We start from the raw sequence: 20,179 nt of genomic DNA, 5'->3' as shown, positions 1-20,179 counted from the left end.
ATTGTGTTACAATCAAACTATAGTTTTATAGAAAAGAGGTTTTCACAATGAACATAGACAAGATTTTGAAGGAACTCACACTTGAAGAAAAAGCTTCATTGTGCTCAGGCTCTGACTTCTGGCACACTGAGGAAATAAAAAGACTGGATATACCAAGCATAATGGTGTCTGACGGTCCTCACGGACTTAGAAAAATGCGTGATGATACAGACAATCCTAACGAAGCTATCAAGGCAGTATGCTTCCCATGTGCCTGCGCACTTGCTTGCTCTTTTGACAGAAAGCTGCTTACAACTCTCGGCAAGGCTCTTGGCGAGGAGTGTCAGGCTGAGGACGTTTCCGTTATACTTGGCCCTGGCTGTAACATAAAACGTTCACCACTTTGCGGCAGAAACTTTGAATACTTCTCGGAAGACCCTTATCTTGCTTCACAGCTTGCCACAGCACACATAAAGGGCGTTCAGAGCAAGGGCGTAGGAACTTCCCTTAAACACTTTGCCATGAACAATCAGGAAACAAGACGTATGAGCTATTCTGCCAACGTTGATGAGAGAACGTTCCATGAGATATATTTAAGTGCCTTTGAAACACCAGTCAAGGAAGCAAAGCCTTGGACAGTGATGTGTTCATACAACCGCATAAACGGTGAATATTCCTCGCAGAACAAGCTTCTGCTTACTGATATACTCAGAAACGAATGGGGCTATGAAGGACTTGTAGTTAGCGATTGGGGCGCAGTTGATGACAGACCTCTTGGCATTGCCGCAGGTCTTGACCTTGAGATGCCTACCAGCAACGGCAAGAATGACGAGCTTATCATAGAAGCCGTAAACAACGGCTCGCTTTCAATGAAAGACCTTGACAAGGCTGTTAGAAACGTGCTTACGCTTATTCAGAAAGCCGAGGACGGCTATGCCCCTGCAACAAAGTGGGATAAAGAAAAGCAGCATGAACTTGCAGGCAAGATAGAGTCCGAATGTGCGGTACTGCTCAAAAATGATGATAAGATACTGCCGCTTGACAAGTCTGCAAAGATAGCTTTCATTGGCGAATTTGCCGACAAGCCACGTTATCAGGGTGGTGGAAGCTCTCACATAAATTCATTTAAGGTAACATCTGCTCTTGAAGCTGTCAAGGGCATGGATAATATCACATACGCACAGGGCTTCGTCACCGACCGTGACGAAACTGTTGACGAGCTTCTCGATGAAGCTGTGGAGCTTGCCAAAAACAGCGATGTTGCCGTTATCTTCGCAGGTCTGCCCGAAAGCTTTGAATCTGAGGGCTTTGACAGAAAGCATATGAGAATGCCTGATTGTCAGCTCAAGCTTATTGATGAAGTTGCAAAGGTAAACAAGAACGTTGTTATCGTTCTCCACAACGGCTCGGCTGTTGAAATGCCGTTTGCAGATAAGGTGAATGGCATACTTGAAATGTATCTTGGCGGACAGAACATCGGCACTGCTGAAAAGGCTCTGCTTTTTGGCGAAGCTAACCCTAGCGGAAAGCTTGCGGAAACTTTCCCTGAAAAGCTTTCACATAATCCGTCTTATCTTAATTTCCCGGGAAATATGGACGATGTTGACTATGCCGAGGGAATTTTCGTGGGCTACAGATATTATGATGAAAAGGGCATAAAGCCACTGTTCCCATTTGGTCACGGACTTTCATACACAACCTTTGAATACAGCAATCTTACTGTTTCAGAAAACGAGATAAAAGACGACAAGACCCTGACGGTCATGGTGGACGTAACAAACACAGGCGACAGAGACGGTATGGAGATCGTTCAGCTTTACGTTTCCGACAAGGAAAGCTCAGTGCGCAGACCTGTCCGTGAGCTTAAGGGCTTTGAAAAGCTTTTTCTTAAAGCTGGCGAGACCAAAAAGGCTGTGTTCCACCTTGATAAGCGTTCATTTGCATACTACGAGCCTGATATACACGATTGGTTCGTTGAATATGGTGAGTTTATTATCGAGGCAGGCTCTTCTTCAAGAGATATCAGACTTTCGACTTCTGTTTATGTATCTTCCGATACAAAACTCCCAGTGCATTTCACCTTGAACACCACCTGTGGCGAGATAAATTCTATCCCAGAGGGCAGAGCTATGTTCGAGAACATTTTAAGCAAAATAGACTGCGATTTTGGCGACACGGCTTCCGACGATCTTGGCGCTTCTGCAAAGGAAATGATGGAAGCAATGATACGAGATATGCCACTGAGAACCCTTGTTACATTTACAAATGTTCCAGACATCACAAGAGCGAAGATGTCAGAAATGGTGGAAAATCTCAACGAAATGCTTGCAGAAAAATAATCAATTATGGACAGCAAGTTAGACAGCAACAAAGACGAAAAATCGAATGTGACAGAAAATGATGCTTCAAAAGCAAAAACAAGCAGAATAAAACTTTTCGTAGGCGTGATCGCAGTTGCGATCGCCATTACTACAGCGATCGCTTCTGCACTTGTTAACAGACCACAGCGTGATGATGTGGTGATACTCACACCGCCTGCTGACAGCTCTCAGGCTGACAAGGTGGACAATTCAGGCAGTGAAAAGGTCATTAGCAAGACTGCAAAGGCACACACCACTAGAAAAGCAACGTCATCAAAAGCCGTCACAAGCAGTATTGCTGAAACCAAAGAGGAATACAGCTTTCCTGCTGACATAAACAAGGCTGACAAAGAAATGCTTATGGCGGTGAGCGGCATAGGCGAGGTAACAGCCGACAGGATAATAGCATATCGTGACAGAGTTGGTGTTATCAGCAACATGGATATGCTCCTTGAAGTAAACGGCATCGGAGATTCTACACTTGCGCTTCTCAAAGGCTATTTTTATGTTGACAGCGCAGACTACCATGATATGCCGCAGGAAACGAAAGTCGCAGAAACTCAGCCTGTTCAGACAGAAATCCCTGCTGATACTGTAACAGAGCCTCCGGCCACAGAGGAGCAAGCTGTTACAACGGCTGAAACTACTGAGAAAGTCAGGCAGAAAGTGAACATAAACAAGGCTAACGCTCAGGAGATATCAGACAAGCTGCTAATTGATATGGACAAGGCGAATGCTGTCATAGAACTTCGTGAGCTTATATCCTATTACGAAAGCCCTAACGAGCTTCTTTTGTGCAAGGGCTTTACAGAAAAACTTGTTTCCGAGCTTTGGGATTATATTGAAATATAACTGTATTTTATATATCTGCTACATAAAAAAGAACTCGCACATTTTCGTGCGAGTTTTTTTGTTTAATAACGCCAATGCAAACGGCGAGCCTTATGAATATCAGATCATTTATCCTTTGTTTTTTTTGACACGCTTACGGCAACGGCACCAAGCAGCAACATTGTCAATGCTGCACCTGCTCCTAAGCCTGTGTTAGGTGACTTATCACCGTCTTTGTTTACATTTTGAACTGCTGTCTGTGAACTGTTTTGTAAGCTATCATCTTTTTTACCAGTGCTGTCTGGTGATATATCTGATGAACTTTCAGGTGCTTTTGTACCAAGGACATAGAAAGGTGCATCGTCTGTAACAAAGGATATTTCTGCATCAGACTCTTCACATTTAAGACTGCTTACTGTACCGTCACCTTTAACGGAATTTACCTGATCTTTGTCTATGTTTATCGTTACCTTTATTCCATTTGCCGGCAGAATAGAATCTCCATCAATGTAATAAATATGAAATGCTACGGTGTTTTCAGACTTTTTTCCCATGACGCTGTTTAACCAGTCAAGAGCTTCCTTCTCTGTGACCTGATCCACCGCAAGATTTTTATCTTTATCGGCATTCTCGATCTTCACGCTTGTGCCATCTGGAAAATCAATAACAGCATTTCCATCGTCGTCAACAGGCACACTGTTCCATGGAACATCTTCTGTATAGACCGCATAAATATTTCCATTTGCAGTTGTATTATTATCATCAAGCTTTGCCTCGGCCGCATAAGCACCAGAAGGTATGCTTAATGCAAGCACAAGAGCAAGAAATGAAGTCATTTTTTTCATTGGTCTATTTGACCCCCTATCTGTGTATTCAAGGAAGCCGCACCTGCACTATAATAAGTGTGCGGCTCGTAACCCATGATCTTAAGCTTTATCTTTGTACCGACCTCCGGCGTCTTTGAGAGCGTAACATATTTCACATACTCGTTTGGCTTGATAAGACCCGTTTCTCCAAGCATATTTCCCTGTTCGTCAAACACTCTGAGCTTTATCCAGGCATTGTTGCCCTCAATATTTGTAAGATATACTATTGCCTTATCGCCTTCCATAGTGACGTTTCCGCACACCGCAAAATCATAGCTCATATCATCTCTGTTCGGAGAGCTATAGCCTAAATTTTCCGAAACCTCAGGCTTGCCATGCTGTGCTGTGCTTTCAAAAGGCGGTGGAGTAAATTCTGCACTTTTTTTATCATTTGGACGGCACAATGCAAATATCATCACGCCAATGGTAACTGCAAAACAGACCATAAGCACTGATACGATCAGCTTCCCGTCATTTTTTTGCTTATCCATCATAAGCCCCCTGATATGAATACTTTTTTATTACGCTATCGGTACAATCCCAATATCATTGTTTCTTACTACCCTCCATGCTCCATTTGATCCTGTTACATAATAAAGAGTTGTATCAACATGGGTAGAAACAACCATTGCGTCAGTTACTTACTGAATGTCTTCAGAGATCGTTACTGTGATAGTGCCAAGATCCGTATTGTTTGTTTCTATTCCCGCTCCACTTACACTGAAATGTGCTGAAAGTTTAGGTGCGGCGTCAACAGTGGTGCCTTCGGCTGTTTCCAATAAAATAACATCTTCATCAAACATGCCGTTAAGTCCTTCGACCTTTGATGCAAAATTCAACTGTGCTTTAATAGCCGAATTTGAATGGTTTGTTACAGTTATCTCCTTAGGCTCATCCCACCAGCATGCAGACTCTGTGGTATAGCTATGTGTTTCAGGATCCCATACCTTATGTCCGCCAAAGTAGGTAAAATTCATTTCCTCCCACTCAACGTCCACAGACATTGTCGTTGACTTGGAATCAATATAGCTTCCTGTAACCTTGATATTTGTTGGTTCGCTGCCGTCATTTTTTTCTGAATTTACCGCATATGCTGCAACCACGCTAGTGCTTGCAAGCACTAATGCAGCAATGATCGCAAATTTGTTTTTCATGATAAATTCCTCCGTTATTTATTTTTCCACAGTGACAGTTATTTTTGCCACCGTATCGACCATTGCTTTTTCACCTGATTGCGGATCATAACTTAAAACTCTGAAATTTGCGTCTGTATAAGTGCCTTCACTAAGTTTGTCCGCCTCGCCCTCAAGCAAAGGAAGCGTTTTAAGCTGATTACCTGGTTTTATAGTACCTGAGCGTGCGATGATCTCACCATTTACCTCGATACAAAGCACGATATCCTGAGTTGAACTGCTTGGATGCTTATAACTAAAATAAGCTGTTTTATCAGAAAGCTTGATATTCACTGTGTTTTCGTATTCAAGAGAAATTCCTCCGCCACCCTCAGGCACATCAAGACTTCTGCTGTTGCCCTCCAAAGGTTCAGCATTCTGCTCTGTCTGCTGAGGTGCATAATCAGGTACTAGAGATTTTGTTTCTGACTTTCTGAAAAACACAGCCCAAATCGTAATGCCTATGCAAAACATCATGCCCAGAATAAGTGCAGCTATTATGATCCTTTGTTTTTTTGCTTTATTCTCATTATTCTCCATCATTTTCCTCCTGCTTGTGCATTAGCCAGACATTCCTGCTAAATAGCATTAATGTTCACAATAATCATACATTGTTATTAACAAAAAGTCAACAACATTTGCACAAGTGGTAAAAACAATGCACAAGCGGTAGTTTTTTTATACATATGGCATTCATTTTTTGACAGTTCAAAATCCCCGTGACCGTTAAAGCACAACAAAAACGATAGCTCTCATAATAACACCGTTACTTTTTTATTAATAGATATGTAGGTTTGTCAATCATATTGGACACTATTATTAAGAAATTCGATAGGCGAAAACCATTTGAGGGGACGCATAGGACGGTTGTTTGTTCGACTTAAACGTGCAGCTAGCTGCACGTTTAAGTCGTCGCAGGAATAAAACCTATGGCACGAATAGAATTTGTTGTGATCTTCTCGGTGACTGCGCTCTACTTTGCCATTGTGCCTAGGCGTATATGGACGAATGAGTTTGTGTTCAATGCCAAGTTGTGAGAGCGTATTCTCAAACAGCGTTTTCTTGTCTCTTTTGCTTGGCGAAAAGCGGTTAGTAAATTCAAATCCATTGTCGGTCTGAATACATTTCACCGTTATTCCTCTGCGTTTGTACCATTTCACCAGCCTTTTTACAAAGTCTGCTGAAGAATAGGTGCTTTGCTCCTCATATCCGTATAAAAATCTTATCCTGGTATACTCATCGATCGCCGTGTATTGGTACAGCTTCATCTCTGGGTCAGCTATACACTTTCTCGGAACTACCTTTACGTCCACCTGAACACGTTCTCCGGGATATGTCATCTGCTCGTATGGCTTTGGTTTATACGTCGCTTTCTTCGGCTTTTTCGGAAGCATTCCTAGTTTTTTCATAACCCTGTAAAGACTTTCAAGACAGCGTGTATACCCTTGTTTCCTGAGACGATGCCATAGTTCGGGAAGCTCAAGTGTCGGGTTCCGTTTGTGATACCTTTTGATAAGATCTATTTCTTCCTTGGTATGCTCATTGGGATGATGATGCGGTCGGCGTGATTTAACTGCAAGGGACTCCACACTTCCGTCCCAGCGTTTCAGCCAGAAATATATATATGAACGTGATTTATTGTATTTTCTGCTCGCTCGGCTCACTCCATATTTCTTTGCGTAATTCATTAAGGATTGACGAAACTTCATATCTTGTGTTATACTATTCATGAGAGATAGGCTTCCTTTCTGATTTGAATTTGGTGTGGTAACTTTATTTTATCAGATTTTTGTCTATCTCTCTTTTCTTTTTTCTTAATTTTGTCCAATATCTATTGTAGCACTACAACCGTTACTTTTTTATTAATAGATAATACTTGAAATCTTCGGGATAATATAGTATAATAGTTTTATATGTTGTTATCCTGACAGGAAAACTCAGGCAGAAGGAATGGTGATAGTATGAAAAAAGGAGTTATCTCTGTGAACTCAAATGCAGAGAAAACTATTATCGCAATGACGATATCCGTTGTTCTTGCCATTATTTTTGACGGCAAAAAGAAAAAGCCTGCAAAGCGCAAAAGCTTTGCTCAGCGTGTTTCAAAGCACTATAAAACTATCGACAATATAATGCTTATGACAGTTGCAAAGGACGTCAAGAAAAAAGAGCAGGAACGTGCGGCTCTTAAAAAGAAAAATTCATACAAGACCAAGCTCCGTGACCTTGAGATACAAGACGCTGAGTTTATTGAACTGTAGGTGATATCATGACGGAATATTTCAAGCGTTACCGCAGTTTTGTTACAGGTTGTCTTGATGATAAAGACTGCGACTTTGCAAAGCTCCTTGATTATCACAAAGAACATATCGCTTTTTTTCAGCACGAACGGCTGATACATCTTATCGTGACTGTGCTTTTTGCACTTTGTACTGTCATGACGTTCATTGCCATTGCAGTTTGGCAGGTCATGATACTCATACCCCTTGCCATTGCGTTTCTCGTACTGCTTGTGCCTTATATAAAGCACTACTATTTTCTTGAAAATCAGACTCAGCTTCTTTATAAGGACTATGACAAAATATACAGACGAGTACATAATTTTGGACTCGACAACGAGAAAGGCGTGAAATAATGGAGTACACAAAATACACCAAGGAGCAGTGGAAAGGCAGCGTCATAACCTCTCCCCTGCCACCTACTCTCGTTACCTGCGGCAGTATGGATAAACCCAATGTGTTCACAGTTGCGTGGACAGGTATTCTCTGCACTCAGCCGCCTGTTACCTACATCTCCGTCAGACCTGAGAGATATTCCCACGAGCTTATCACTCAAAGCGGTGAGTTCGTCATAAATCTGCCGACCAGAGAGCTTGTGAAAGCTGTGGATTGGTGCGGTGTGAAAACCGGCAGAAAAGTGGATAAGTTCAAGGAAATGCACCTTACCGCAGAGCCGTCCGCAAAGGTATCGGCACCTTTGCTGGCCCAGTCCCCTGTGAATATCGAGTGCAAAGTAAGAGAGGTCGTGAGCCTTGGAACGCATGATATGTTCATTGCTGACATTGTGGGGCTTGACGTTGCAAAAGAATTGCTTGACGAAAAAGGAAAGCTTTGTCTTGACAAAGCGGGGCTTCTTGCCTACGCTCACGGAGAGTATTACGGTCTTGGCAAAAAGCTTGGCACGTTCGGCTACTCAGTAAGGAAAAAGAAAAACAACAAAAATATCAGAAAAGGAAAATAGAGTTATGAAAAAAATTCTCACAGCCGCAGTTGCGCTGGCTGTATGCTATAGGCTCAGACCTATCAAAGCGTACGCATGGAGCGGCACTACTCACGAGGACATTGTGAAAAAATCACTTGCACTTCTTGAAAAGGAAAAGAAACAAAAGCAGGTGACATTCTATAAAGACTATCACAGCGAGATACTCAAGGGCTGCACACAGCCTGACGAGGAAAACGATATGGACAAGGGTCATGGCAAGCATTATTACTCCTGCGTTAATCCAAAGGGCAAGGAGCTTCCTGAAACTAACGCCTATTACCGCAACCGCTTTGGTGACCTTGCAGTGAGCGCAAGAACTTGCCTCGAAGAAAACTACACCGCCGCAGTATCTCTTTACAAAAGCGGTGACATAAAAAACGCCATGCGTGTTCTCGGCAGAGCCGCACATTTTATTTCAGACATGGGATGCACTGTTCACGTTGCAAACATGAAATATCAGGACAAGGCAAACAACGTGCATTACGCTTTTGAGAAGCACGTTTCCACCACCTGCACAAGACACACAGCCGACAGCTTCGACAAGCGTCTGCTGAAATACTACGGCAAGGATAACTTTGGCGAGGCTTCAAACAAGCTTGTAAAATACGCAGGCAAGTTCGTTGACACCATTTCTCACCTTGACCCAAGAGCTTTTGATGACGTTGCAAAGAACACTCTGCCTGTTACACAGCAGAATGTCACAGCGCTCCTTCTGAAATTCTATGACGATTGCACCTCTGACGCAGGGAATTACATACTTGACGGCAAGGCTTACACATTCAAAAACGAGATATCAGGTCTTGTACTCACTGTTACTCCTAAGGGATTGCAGCTTGAAAAGCCTGACAAGGAGCTTGAACAGAAGCTGACGGTCTGTCTTACAGAGGACGGCACATTCGGTTTGAAGATAGGCGACGGCGGATATGTAAACGCTTCATGTAAGGGCTATGACTATCTGAAAATAGACGGCAAGCCTGTTCAATTCAGGGTCACTGCGCTGGGAAAAAGACGTTTCAGAATATCCACTGAGTCCACAGACTATGTAAAGGTGCTTGCAAACTCAAAGGGCGGAAAGCTCTCCTTTGCTGACCTTGAGCCTGAAAACTCAGCTCAGATTTGGATACTTAACTAAAGATCACAACACAAAAAAAGGCAGACTCATCGTCTGCCTTTTTTTATTGCAAATTATGTTTGCGTGTTATTATGAAGTTTGTCAACAGGAAATATGCCAAAATATATGCGAACTGATACATTGTCATAAACACAAGTCTTAGGTTGAATGCCACTTCTGTATCAGGCAAGCGTGACGTTGGCATAAAGAGCATATTCCACAGAGAAAGGTCGCCTGCCAGATTGCTTATCATCGAGGATAACATATTGCAAGCGAAGATTATGGCAAAGCCTACAAGAACTTTGTGCTTGAAACAGTTTGAAAGAGAGATAACAAAGTATAAGAATATCTGCAAGCCTGCAAACAGCGTCAGAGTATACAAGCATATCAGAAACGAAGTGAGCGGTTCTTCAGCAAAGCCGTTGCCCAAAGCGTTTATAAAATCTCCCACAGAGTCAAGATACTCTGTTGGGTCGATAAGCAACAGCGAAAGCACAAAAACGATCATGCTTGCCGCCGACCATATAACAGAAGAGATGAACTTTGTGAAAATGTGATAATATGGCTTGACAGGTATTGTCAGCATAAGATAGCCCTCGTCAGTGAAAAGGGTCTTGTGAAAGTTCGTCAGCGATATGGTAAAACCCACAGTGAACAAAGCCCCCACGGCAATACCATAGGCAATGCTCACAACAATGAATATCATCAAAAAATTAGGGCTTTTAACGCTCTCACCGTAACGGAGCATAAGAGAAAATATCAGTGCAACTATCATATATCCCAACACAAGAGGGAAAAACTTTCTTGCCGAGCGTTTAAGCTCATATTTCAAAAGCTTGCCTAACATCTGTACACCTCCCTGAAAAGCTGATCCACAGACTTGCCGGTTTCGTTATGGATAGCGTCAACAGATTTATGCAGCCTTAGCATACCATTTTGTATCATCACCACGTCGTCAAGAACAGGTTCGATATCTGCAATAAGGTGGGTGGAAATTACCACAGCCGCCCGCTCGTTGTAATTTGAAATTATGGTGTTGAGGATATAATCTCTTGCCGCAGGATCAACGCCTGCAATTGGCTCATCAAGAAGATAAACGTCAGCCTCACGGCTCATAACAAGACAAAGCTGCACCTTTTCTTTTGTACCCTTTGACATTGTCTTGAACTTTGCCGCAGGGTTTATCCCCAGCCTGTTCATCATATCCTGAGCCTTTGCTACATTGAAATTGCTGTAAAAATCCTGAAAAAACCTAATCATCTCATTTACTTTCATATCGTCAGGTATGAAATTTCTGTCAGGCAGATAGGAAACCACTTTTTTAGTTTCCACGCCAATAGGCATTCCGCATATGAGTATATCCCCTGCCGTAGGTTTTATAAGACCACAGCAAAGCTTGATAAATGTTGTTTTTCCGCTTCCGTTCGGCCCTAGCAGACCGATAATTTTACCCCTCTCCAGCGCAAGGTCAAGATTGCTCAGCGCTGTAAAGCTTCCATACTGCTTTGTAAGCCCATAAGTCTGCAAAACAGTTTCCATGCTGTCCCCTCCTTTGTAGCAAAAAGCAGCAAGACTTTAACACGCCTTGCTGCCGCATTATTATCTTTCTTCACAAATAAGCTTGATCGCAGTTCTTTCCTCGCCGTCGATCAAAACGCTTGCAAATGCAGGGATACAAATAAGATCAATGCCCAATGGCGCAAGATAGCCCCTTGCGATTGCTATAGCCTTGATCGCCTGATTGGCTGCGCCTGCGCCCACTGCCTGTACCTCAACTGCACCGCTGTCACGGATAACGCCCGAAACTGCTCCTGCCACCGAATTAGGAACAGACCTTGAAGAAACCTTTAGAATTTCCACTTGAATACCTCCATAAGTAAATTCAAAGAATTTACCCCACTTATTATACACACTATATTATACTACATACATAATAAAATTTCAAGCTTTATTAATACTTTTCGTTATTATCGCTTAATAACACGCTGTATATTTGTTGCTTTTCCCGATTTTTCATCAAATTTTACCACAACTCCGTTTATAAAGCAATCGTTGGTGCTTTCTGAAAACCTCACAGGGGTTCGATATTTGAACTTATTTATGACTATATCACTGTCTACCCCAAGTACGGAAAGCTCAGGGCCTGTCATTCCAACATCGGTGATATAGGCGGTATGTCCGCCTAAGATCATTTCATCAGCCGTCTGAACATGGGTATGAGTGCCAAGCACAGCAGTGCATCGTTTTTGCAGATAAAAGCCCATAGCCTTTTTCTCAGAAGTTGCCTCCGCATGAAAATCAACGATTATATTAGGCGTATCAATGCTTTCAAGAAGCTTGTCAACATAATTGAAAGGATTTTCCACTGCTTCCATATACATCGTTCCCATAAGATTTACCACGGCTATCTTATAAGGACACATATCGATATAAGTCACTCCATGACCCATAACGCCCTCAGGGTAATTGACAGGTCTTAAAAGTTGCTCGTTTGTGTCATAAAGCTCCTCAGCCTCACGTCGTCTGAAAGAATGATTTCCTGTCGTTACAACGTCAGCCCCCATGTTGAGAAGCTGTCTGTAAGACTGCGGTGTGATACCATTGCCCTGAGCAGAATTTTCACCGTTCACTACGGTCACATCTATATCATATTCACGCTTCAGCTTATACATTCTGCTTTCAAGAAAATCGCAGCCGCTTTGTCCCACAACATCTCCGATAAAAAGTAAGTTCATTTGCTATCTCCGTTCTATACTGCATTTTACAGTTACCCTTATTATACACTATCCTTACTGCAAAATCAAGCAGACATCACAAAAAAATCAGACGCTTTTACACGTCTGATTTTCCATATCAATTATCGTCAACTGAAATATCATCAACTATCTCAGGAGTATCCTGAATTTCTGGTGTTTTATCAGGTTCGCCCATAAACTCGCTCTCTGTAAGCTCGCCATTCATAAGCTTCTCAAATGTTGCACCGTCAACCTTTTCATACTTCATAAGATACTTAGCCACAACATGAAGCTTATCCATATGCTCGTTGAGTATCTTTTCAGCGTCAGTAAATGCACTTTCAATAAGAGTTCTTATCTCATTATCGATCTCAGCCGCAACGTTATCAGAGTAGCTTGGCGTATTAGTGTAATCCCTGCCAAGAAATACTTCATGATCGCCCTGACCGTATACAACAGGACCAAGATTGTCACTGAAGCCGTAGCGTGTTACCATGTTTCTAGCTGTGGAAGTAGCTCTCTCAAGGTCATTTGAAGCACCCGTTGAGATATCGTCAAGGATCAGCTTTTCAGCAACACGTCCGCCAAGAAGAACCACGATATTTTCGTACATCTCGTTCTTGCTAACATAAGATTTATCCTTGACAGGCAGGCTCATTGTGAAACCGCCAGCCTGACCTCTAGGTATGATAGATACCTGATGAACTTTATCCTGTGATTTGCTGTAGTATGTGCAAAGCGCATGACCGCCCTCGTGATAAGCGGTAAGCTTCTTTTCGTCCTCTGTGATGACCTTAGACTTTTTCTCAGGACCTGCCACAACCTTGATAGAAGCTTCCTCAAGCTCATCTTTGGTGATAGCCTTTTTATTCTTTCTTGCCGCAAGGAGCGAAGCCTCGTTCACAAGGTTTTCAAGGTCTGCACCTGTAAAGCCTACAGTTGATTTTGCAATAGTTTCAAGGTCAACGTCAGGAGCGAGCGGCTTGTTTCTTGTGTGAACTTTCAGTATAGCTTCTCTGCCCTTAACGTCAGGATAGCCCACAAGTATCTGTCGGTCAAATCTGCCCGGACGAAGAAGTGCAGGGTCAAGTATATCACGTCTGTTTGTTGCAGCCATAACAATAACAGAATCGTTATCCTCAAAGCCGTCCATTTCAACAAGAAGCTGGTTAAGGGTCTGCTCACGCTCGTCATGACCGCCGCCAAGGCCTGCGCCTCTCTGTCTGCCCACTGCGTCGATCTCGTCTATAAAGATGATAGCAGGAGCGTTTTTCTTTGCCTGCTCAAAAAGATCTCTTACTCTTGAAGCACCGACGCCCACAAACATCTCAACGAAGTCAGAACCTGAGATCGAGAAGAATGGAACTTTTGCTTCGCCTGCAACGGCTCTTGCGAGAAGCGTTTTACCTGTACCCGGAGGGCCGAGGAGCAGAACGCCCTTAGGTATTCTCGCACCGATCTCGGTATACTTCTTATTATCACGGAGAAAATCAACGATCTCCTTAAGTTCTTCCTTTTCCTCGTCTGCACCCGCAACATCATCAAAGGTAGCTTTCTTGCTGCTTGGCGCCATTTTGGCATTTGTTTTTCCGAAAGATAACATCTTTCCGCCGCCTGCATTCTTCATCATGAACACAAAGAAGAATATCATAACGCCCAGCATAAGCAGCGTCGGTATCAGATTGAGCCAGAAGCTGTTATCCGATATCGGTATAAGATTATACTGCAAAGGATCGTCTGGATTTTCAGTATTATATTTCTTACGATAGTTCTCAGCGTCCTCACCGCCAAGGACTTCATTTGCAAACAGTGAAACATTTGGAACTGTATAACTATATACCTTATCCTCGCCCTTGAGCTTATACTTAAGCTGTCCGGAGCCAAGGTCAAGCTCAAACTGTGACACGTTCAGGCTGTCAAACTGTTCCATTATCTCCGAATATTTTTTGTCGGAAGATTTTGTGCTCATGCTTGTTAACATATAGACCAATCCGCAGATTATGGCAACCGATACCAGCAGATAGATCAACAGGGTCTTTCCATTATTATTGTTTTTCAATCGATCACAACCTTTTGTTCTGTATTATATTTGGCTCCTTATTCGGAAATTATACCGATAAAAGGAAGATTTCTATATCTCTCATCATAATCAAGACCACAGCCAACAACGAATCTGTCCTCGATCTCATAGCATTTGAAATCAGGTGTTATGTCTGCAACACGTCTTGACGGCTTATCAAGCATAACAGCTATCTTAACACTTGGTGCACCCATTGACGCAAACTTCTTTTTTAACTCGCAAAGCGTTCTTCCTGTGTCGAGAATATCCTCAACCAATAAAACGTCCCACTCTCTCAGGTCAAGACCCATAAAATCATGATCTCCTGAAATTGAAACATTTCCTGTTGAGCTTGTGCCAACATAACTCTTTGCAGTAATAAAAGCGATCTGCATATCGTTGTCGATACTTCTTACAAGATCAGCAGTAAACACGAACGCTCCCTTAAGAACGCACACAACAAGAAGCTTTTTCCCTTTATACTCTTCAGTTATCTCTGCTCCAAGCTTTTTCACAGACAATGCAAGCTCTTCCTCAGAATAAAGAACCGATATATTGTTCATTAACTAACAACCTCTCTGATTATATATTATCAATGTGACAGAAAAGTGAAAAAATACAAGTTCACACAAAAAACTTTTCAGCTTAGGGTGATATTCATCTCACTTTATGGTAAAAGCCAATATTTTAACGGTTTCAGAGTCTATCTTCACCCTTTCAGCCGCACCGCTTCCTTCAACGAAAACAACGCCCTGACTATCTTTTAGGATAACGGCACTGCTCCTGTCCTCAAGTCTGAAGGACTTGTTCACCAGCTTTCGCACATCGCTGTCAAAATCTCTGTTCACTAGGCGTATCTTCTCGCCCTCTCTGCGATTTTCGACAACAATCTCACCCTTTATTTTATCATAATCCAGGCAACAGTTTGCAAACTTTTTATGAACATTTGCGATTTTTCCGTCAAAAGGATAGAATTTGAACTCTATCTCCCTGTTGCCGAACTGATAAACGCCCTCGCCGCTTACATTAACGCTCCTGATAGTGCTGTTTTCAAGCATCTCGCCCTTTACAAAGCTGAGCACACCTTTTGAGCAGACCGCAAAAACTCCGCCCTTGACGTTCGCCTTGCCAACGTCAAGTATCAGCCTGTCGATATCCTCGATACTGTCATGGCTCACAGTAAGCCCCTCTTTCTCAAGAATGTGCATTATTGCACGTCGGCGTACACTTTCGTGGAGCTGTCTTAGACACAATGCGTCATAGCCCTTTGGCAAGACCGCTTTCTCAAAGGCTTCAAGCCCCTGACTTTCAAGATAGTCACTGTCTGTTCTAAGCCTGTCAGCTGTCATGGAATATGAGCCAAAAAGCGAACTATTAAGCTCCGCAAGCCTTGGCACAACAAGGTGGCGAATCTTATTTCTGGTATAATCGTCAGTAAGATTTGTGGAGTCAGTAACAAAGTCCTGTCCTCTCTCTTTGAGAAAGTCCTCTATTTCCTGACGAGTACAATTTATAAGCGGTCTTATGATATTTCCCCTCACAGGCGGTATTCCGCAAATACCTTTCAGACCTGTACCTCTTGCGAGGTTGAATATGGCAGTTTCAAGACAATCCGAAAGACTGTGTGCTGTGCATATCTTGTCTGCACCGATACTGTCGAAAAAGTCATATCTAAGCTTTCTTGCCCCCTCCTCAGTGGATACAGAATGTTCCTTGCAATAGCCCACAACATCGGCATGAAACACCTTCAGCTCGACCCCAAGCTTCTCGCAAAGCTTTTCACAAAAATGCTGATCTCTGTCGCTTTCCTCCCCACGGAGGTGGTGATTGACATGACAAGCGCACACATCATAGCCCAGCTCATATAAACACAAAAGGAGCGTAACGCTGTCGGCACCTCCTGAGAGGCACACAAGCAAGCGTTCGCTCTTATTTGCCATATTAAATTTCTCTATGGTAGAAGCTACCTTTTTAAGAAAATTATTCATCATCTCTCCTGAAATCAAGACCTCTGAACAGGGTATATTCGCCTATCCAGCCAAGCTGCACCTTATCTGTCTGTCCGTGACGGTTTTTCGCAACTATACACTCAGCCACCGACTTGTCGCCCTCATCGCTGTAGTAAGCGTCACGATAGAGGAACATGATGATATCAGCGTCCTGCTCGATAGAACCTGATTCTCGCAGGTCTGAAAGGATAGGTCTTTTATCGTCACGCTTCTCTGAGCTACGGGAAAGCTGTGAAAGTGCGATAACAGGCACATTAAGCTCCTTAGCCATAAGCTTCAAGGAACGTGTTATCTCAGACACCGCCTCAACACGGCTGGCGTTTTTATTTGCTGATTGCATGAGCTGTATGTAGTCGATGACCACAAGTCCAAGATTTCTCATTCTTCTGAGCTTTGCTTTCATCTGCGGCACTGTACAGCCTGCACCGTCATCAAAATATATAGGAAGCTGTGACAGCGTATCTGCCGCACCTGCTATCTTCTCCCAATCGGAAGGCTCAAGATTGCCCGACCTAAGCAGGGTATTATTAACAAGTGCCTCTGAAGCGAGCATACGGGACACGAGCTGTTCCTTACCCATTTCGAGAGAGAATATAACAACGTCACGCTTTGTCGCCTTGCAGGTATTCACCGCAATATTAAGTGCAAATGCAGATTTTCCCATTGCAGGACGTGCAGCGATAATGATAAGGTCAGTTCTGTTAAGACCTGTTGTGATTGCGTCAAGCTGACCAAAGCCTGTCTTTGCGCCAAGATGTTCACCTGCGTCAGGACCTGATATCTCCTGCAAATGCTCGAATGTATCAACGATAACGTCGCTTATTCGTGTAAGGCCCTGAACATCTCTGCCCTGTCTTATCTCAAATATAGACTGCTCGGCAGCGTCAAGCTGCGTCTGAGAATCCTCACCGCCGTCATATGCCTTTTCAAGAATCTGATTAGCGGCATTTATAAGCGACCTTACCCTTGCTTTTTCCTCGATTATCTTGCAATAGCTCTCGATATTATCCGTTGACGGCACCATTTCCATAATACCAAGAAGATAATTCTTAGCCATTGCAGACGTTTCAAAAACACCCATTGTGACGGCTTCATTAATTACCGTGATAAGGTCCTCTTTGCTGCCTGTGGTGAACATTCTCATTATTATGGAGAAAAGCTGCTGGTGCTGTGGACGATAAAAGCTTTCAGGCTTTAGTATCTCAATGACCTTCGGAAGCACCGAAGGATCACGAAGAACTCCTCCCAGAACGGCTTCCTCAGCCTCCTGAGAAAAAGGCAGCTCCCTGCCAAGGGTCGCTCCTGTGGTAAGCCCACGGAAATTATCAGCCATGATTACTCCTCAACGACCTTTACTTTAATGCTGCATGATACGCCATGAGTAAGCTTTATCTGTGCAGTATAGTCACCGAAAGCCTTTATCTCGGCTGTAAGATTTATCTTCTTCTTCTCGATAACAACGCCATACTGAGCCTTAAGGCAATCTGAAATAACGTTTGCTGTAACTGCGCCAAAGAGCTTTCCGCCCTGACCTGCCTTAGCCTTTACCAGAACTTCCTTATCCTTTATTTTCTCTGCGATAGCTTTATTGTCGGCTGTTTCAACATCTATCTTGTGCTGAGCGGAAGCCTTTTTGCCTGCAAGGTCATTAAGGTTTTTAGCTGTAGCTTCAAGTGCAAGACCCTTTCCGATAAGAAAATTTCTTGCATATCCGTCTGCAACGTTGATGATATCTCCCTGTTTGCCTGAACCCTTTACATCTTTTAACAAAATAACTTTCATATTATTCACTCTGCCTTTCTTTTTTTATTCCTGCGAATTATTTTCCCAGTATTCGTCAATGGCGTCTGCAAGGCGTTTTCTCGCCTCATTCATTGAACAGTTGAGCTGAGTTGCCGCCATAGTAAGATGACCGCCGCCACCCAAAGACTCCATGACTATCTGCACATTACAAGCACCCATGCTTCGTGCAGAGATATTTATCACACCGTTCGTTTCATAGATAACGAACGAAGCTTTTACACCTGTTATACCAAGCAGCTCGTCTGCCGCCTGTGAAGCCGCTATCCTTATTTCAGAGAAGCTTTCCTCTGTATAAGCCACTGCACACTCTTTATAAAGGTGAGCACTGTTTATAAGCGACGATTTTTGATGATAAGTCTCGATAGAGTTTGCAAAAAGCTTTTTGACAGCTATGGTATCAGCGCCCTTTTTCTTCAAAAATGCTGCCGCTTCAAAAGTGCTTACGCCTGTTTTCATAACGAAATTCTTTGTATCCAGCATTATTCCCGCAAGCAGAGCTTCCGCCGCATGGACTGTGATATTGGAATCCTCGCCGAAATACTCGATAAGAGCGGTCACAAGCTCGCAGGCTGATGACGCATTCGGCTCTAAGAACGACATTATAGTCGGCTCGATTCCGTTCACCATTCTTCTGTGGTGGTCGATAACTACCACATTTTTCGCCCTTGCAAGTATCTCCTTTGACTCCACCAGTGCAGGGTTATGGGTATCAGTTACCACAAGAAGCGTGTTATCGTCAAGTCTTTCAAGACCCTCCTGAGGGGTTATGTAATAATGCTCCGACTCATTTTCATTTATATAATTTATAAGCGTTTTCGACAAATTCTGCTCAGGGTCTACCACAACGTAAGCTTCTTTTACCATGTTTCTGATAGCACAGCAGAAGCCTGTTGCAGAGCCTACGCTGTCAAGGTCGCCAAATCGATGACCCATTATGAGCACCTTATCGTGGTTGCAGATAAGCTCCAGCATAGCCTTTGCCACCATACGGATACGGGTCTTATTGTTCTTGTCAGGTGCAGAAGAAATGCCGCCGAAGAACTTGAACTCACCGTCCTCCTTGACAGCCGCCTGATCTCCGCCACGTCCAAGGCACATTTCGAGAGCCTGCTTTGCAAACTTCTCGCTCTCCGCAAGGTTTGCACCATCTCTGCCCACACCTATGGACAGCGTAAGGTTAGAACGCTCGCCAACGGCTATTTTCCTTGCCTGCTCGAGTATCTTAAATCTCTGCTCGATTATAGGTGCAAGGTGGCGTTCCTCCATATAAACATAGAACTTGTCGCTTGCTACTTTCTTAGACACCGCAGTGGTATTCTCCAAAAATTCCTCTATGAGCTTTTCTATCTCAACAACAACGTGAGCCTTTTCACTCTCTCTGATATTTGACATAAGCTCGTCAAAGTTGTCGATAGTTATGATTATTACCGCTTTGTGGGACATTCTGAACTCATATTCAAGCTCTACATAATCGGTAACGTCATTGAAATAGACCATTGAAAGCTCACCGTTCACATCGGTGTGTATAGCCTTCGCCTTATAAAAATGGGCGTTTATGCACACAAGGTCGCCGTCAGAGGAATATATCTTGTCCATATCAATGTTCATAAGCTCAGTGAGGTCAATGCCGTAAGCCTCTTCCTCAGAGTAGACCTGTCTGCCAAAAAGTCTGTTATACCACACGATGACGTTTTCGCTGTCGATTATTATAGCAGGAGCAGGAAAATTCAGGAGAGAATCTCTCTCCGTCTTTGAGATCATCGTGGAAAGCTTTGCCACATACTTACGAGTGTGATTGTGGAAAACCACTTCTTCAAGCACCCACAATACAGCCGCCGCCACAGACACTAGAATAAGCACACTGCCCGACTCTCTGTGAGACGGAGTAGAATGCAGCATAAAAGCGCCTATAAGTGACGAAAGCATAGTAACGCACACTGTTATTCTTATTATGATCTGTAATCCGTTGTTACTTTTCATTTTAAAGCTCCTGCAT

General features: G+C 43.2%; 21 protein-coding genes. 6 read left to right on the top strand and 15 right to left on the bottom strand.

The annotated features are described in order from the left end of the window. Positions 1 to 47 precede the first annotated feature (47 nt). Both RBI_RS05105 and RBI_RS14045 read left to right on the top strand, forming a co-directional pair. Entirely contained in the window at positions 48 to 2,318 is a 2,271-nt protein-coding gene (locus RBI_RS05105) for a glycoside hydrolase family 3 C-terminal domain-containing protein (RefSeq protein ID WP_038671514.1), read from the top strand. 6 nt (positions 2,319 to 2,324) lie between these two features. Beyond that, positions 2,325 to 3,191 (top strand): helix-hairpin-helix domain-containing protein, encoded by an 867-nt coding sequence (locus RBI_RS14045; RefSeq protein ID WP_051706476.1) that lies wholly within the window; start codon positions 2,325 to 2,327, stop codon positions 3,189 to 3,191. Between the two features lie 104 nt (positions 3,192 to 3,295). Here RBI_RS14045 and RBI_RS05095 read toward each other — a convergent pair whose 3' ends face one another. From RBI_RS05095 to RBI_RS05075, 5 genes are all read right to left on the bottom strand, one after another. Beyond that, positions 3,296 to 4,015, bottom strand: coding sequence for an NPXTG-anchored protein (locus RBI_RS05095; RefSeq protein WP_038671512.1), 720 nt, complete (start codon positions 4,013 to 4,015; stop codon positions 3,296 to 3,298). Further along, positions 4,012 to 4,527 (bottom strand): hypothetical protein, encoded by a 516-nt coding sequence (locus tag RBI_RS05090; protein ID WP_038671510.1) that lies wholly within the window; start codon positions 4,525 to 4,527, stop codon positions 4,012 to 4,014. The genes RBI_RS05095 and RBI_RS05090 overlap by 4 nt, the downstream gene beginning before the upstream one ends. A gap of 150 nt (positions 4,528 to 4,677) precedes the next feature. Further along, a complete protein-coding gene (locus tag RBI_RS05085) occupies positions 4,678 to 5,190 on the bottom strand; it encodes a hypothetical protein (RefSeq protein WP_038671508.1) in 513 nt (170 codons plus the stop codon). An 18-nt stretch (positions 5,191 to 5,208) separates the two neighbouring features. Beyond that, entirely contained in the window at positions 5,209 to 5,748 is a 540-nt protein-coding gene (locus RBI_RS05080; protein WP_038671506.1) for a hypothetical protein, read from the bottom strand. Positions 5,749 to 6,005: 257 nt separating this feature from the next. After that, complete coding sequence (locus tag RBI_RS05075; protein WP_038671504.1) at positions 6,006 to 6,938, bottom strand: IS481 family transposase; 933 nt, start codon at positions 6,936 to 6,938, stop codon at positions 6,006 to 6,008. 231 nt (positions 6,939 to 7,169) lie between these two features. On the opposite strand from RBI_RS05075, the gene RBI_RS05070 reads away from it, so the two are divergent. From RBI_RS05070 to RBI_RS05055, 4 genes are read left to right on the top strand one after another with little or no spacing between them, the layout of a single operon-like run. Continuing rightward, the gene (locus tag RBI_RS05070; protein ID WP_022287830.1) at positions 7,170 to 7,466 is read left to right on the top strand and encodes a hypothetical protein; all 297 of its coding nucleotides are present in this window, start codon (positions 7,170 to 7,172) and stop codon (positions 7,464 to 7,466) included. A gap of 8 nt (positions 7,467 to 7,474) precedes the next feature. Continuing rightward, entirely contained in the window at positions 7,475 to 7,840 is a 366-nt protein-coding gene (locus RBI_RS05065; protein ID WP_038671502.1) for a hypothetical protein, read from the top strand. Further along, entirely contained in the window at positions 7,840 to 8,445 is a 606-nt protein-coding gene (locus tag RBI_RS05060) for a flavin reductase family protein (protein ID WP_038671500.1), read from the top strand. The genes RBI_RS05065 and RBI_RS05060 overlap by 1 nt, the downstream gene beginning before the upstream one ends. 4 nt (positions 8,446 to 8,449) lie before the next feature. Then, the gene (locus RBI_RS05055; RefSeq protein WP_038671498.1) at positions 8,450 to 9,598 is read left to right on the top strand and encodes a zinc dependent phospholipase C family protein; all 1,149 of its coding nucleotides are present in this window, start codon (positions 8,450 to 8,452) and stop codon (positions 9,596 to 9,598) included. 43 nt (positions 9,599 to 9,641) lie between these two features. Here RBI_RS05055 and RBI_RS14040 read toward each other — a convergent pair whose 3' ends face one another. The 10 genes from RBI_RS14040 to RBI_RS05005 form a co-directional block, all read right to left on the bottom strand. After that, positions 9,642 to 10,424 carry a hypothetical protein gene (locus tag RBI_RS14040; protein WP_051706474.1) on the bottom strand — a complete coding sequence of 261 codons (783 nt, stop codon included), beginning with the start codon at positions 10,422 to 10,424 and terminating at the stop codon, positions 9,642 to 9,644. After that, positions 10,418 to 11,116, bottom strand: coding sequence for an ABC transporter ATP-binding protein (locus RBI_RS05045; protein ID WP_022287825.1), 699 nt, complete (start codon positions 11,114 to 11,116; stop codon positions 10,418 to 10,420). The genes RBI_RS14040 and RBI_RS05045 overlap by 7 nt, the downstream gene beginning before the upstream one ends. Before the next feature lie 60 nt (positions 11,117 to 11,176). Further along, a complete protein-coding gene (locus tag RBI_RS05040; protein ID WP_022287824.1) occupies positions 11,177 to 11,437 on the bottom strand; it encodes a stage V sporulation protein S in 261 nt (86 codons plus the stop codon). Positions 11,438 to 11,544: 107 nt separating this feature from the next. Continuing rightward, the gene (locus RBI_RS05035; protein ID WP_038671496.1) at positions 11,545 to 12,312 is read right to left on the bottom strand and encodes a TIGR00282 family metallophosphoesterase; all 768 of its coding nucleotides are present in this window, start codon (positions 12,310 to 12,312) and stop codon (positions 11,545 to 11,547) included. 118 nt (positions 12,313 to 12,430) lie between these two features. Then, the gene (gene ftsH, locus RBI_RS05030; RefSeq protein WP_051706472.1) at positions 12,431 to 14,371 is read right to left on the bottom strand and encodes an ATP-dependent zinc metalloprotease FtsH; all 1,941 of its coding nucleotides are present in this window, start codon (positions 14,369 to 14,371) and stop codon (positions 12,431 to 12,433) included. Between the two features lie 38 nt (positions 14,372 to 14,409). Then, positions 14,410 to 14,934: a hypoxanthine phosphoribosyltransferase gene (gene hpt / locus RBI_RS05025; protein WP_038671494.1), complete on the bottom strand. Its 525-nt coding sequence runs from the start codon at positions 14,932 to 14,934 to the stop codon at positions 14,410 to 14,412. Between the two features lie 99 nt (positions 14,935 to 15,033). Next, positions 15,034 to 16,362, bottom strand: coding sequence for a tRNA lysidine(34) synthetase TilS (tilS, locus tag RBI_RS14035; RefSeq protein ID WP_051706470.1), 1,329 nt, complete (start codon positions 16,360 to 16,362; stop codon positions 15,034 to 15,036). Next, the gene (dnaB, locus tag RBI_RS05015; protein ID WP_038671492.1) at positions 16,352 to 17,713 is read right to left on the bottom strand and encodes a replicative DNA helicase; all 1,362 of its coding nucleotides are present in this window, start codon (positions 17,711 to 17,713) and stop codon (positions 16,352 to 16,354) included. The genes tilS and dnaB overlap by 11 nt, the downstream gene beginning before the upstream one ends. 2 nt (positions 17,714 to 17,715) lie before the next feature. Continuing rightward, positions 17,716 to 18,162 carry a 50S ribosomal protein L9 gene (gene rplI, locus RBI_RS05010; protein ID WP_022287818.1) on the bottom strand — a complete coding sequence of 149 codons (447 nt, stop codon included), beginning with the start codon at positions 18,160 to 18,162 and terminating at the stop codon, positions 17,716 to 17,718. Positions 18,163 to 18,186: 24 nt separating this feature from the next. Beyond that, positions 18,187 to 20,163 carry a DHH family phosphoesterase gene (locus RBI_RS05005; RefSeq protein WP_038671490.1) on the bottom strand — a complete coding sequence of 659 codons (1,977 nt, stop codon included), beginning with the start codon at positions 20,161 to 20,163 and terminating at the stop codon, positions 18,187 to 18,189. Positions 20,164 to 20,179 lie beyond the last annotated feature (16 nt).

The sequence above is a fragment of the Ruminococcus bicirculans (ex Wegman et al. 2014) genome (assembly GCF_000723465.1).
GTDB classification, from domain to species: Bacteria; Bacillota; Clostridia; order Oscillospirales; family Ruminococcaceae; genus Hominimerdicola; species Hominimerdicola aceti.
The sequence above is the reverse complement of the archived record's forward strand: the minus strand, read 5'-3'. Positions and strand labels throughout refer to the sequence as shown.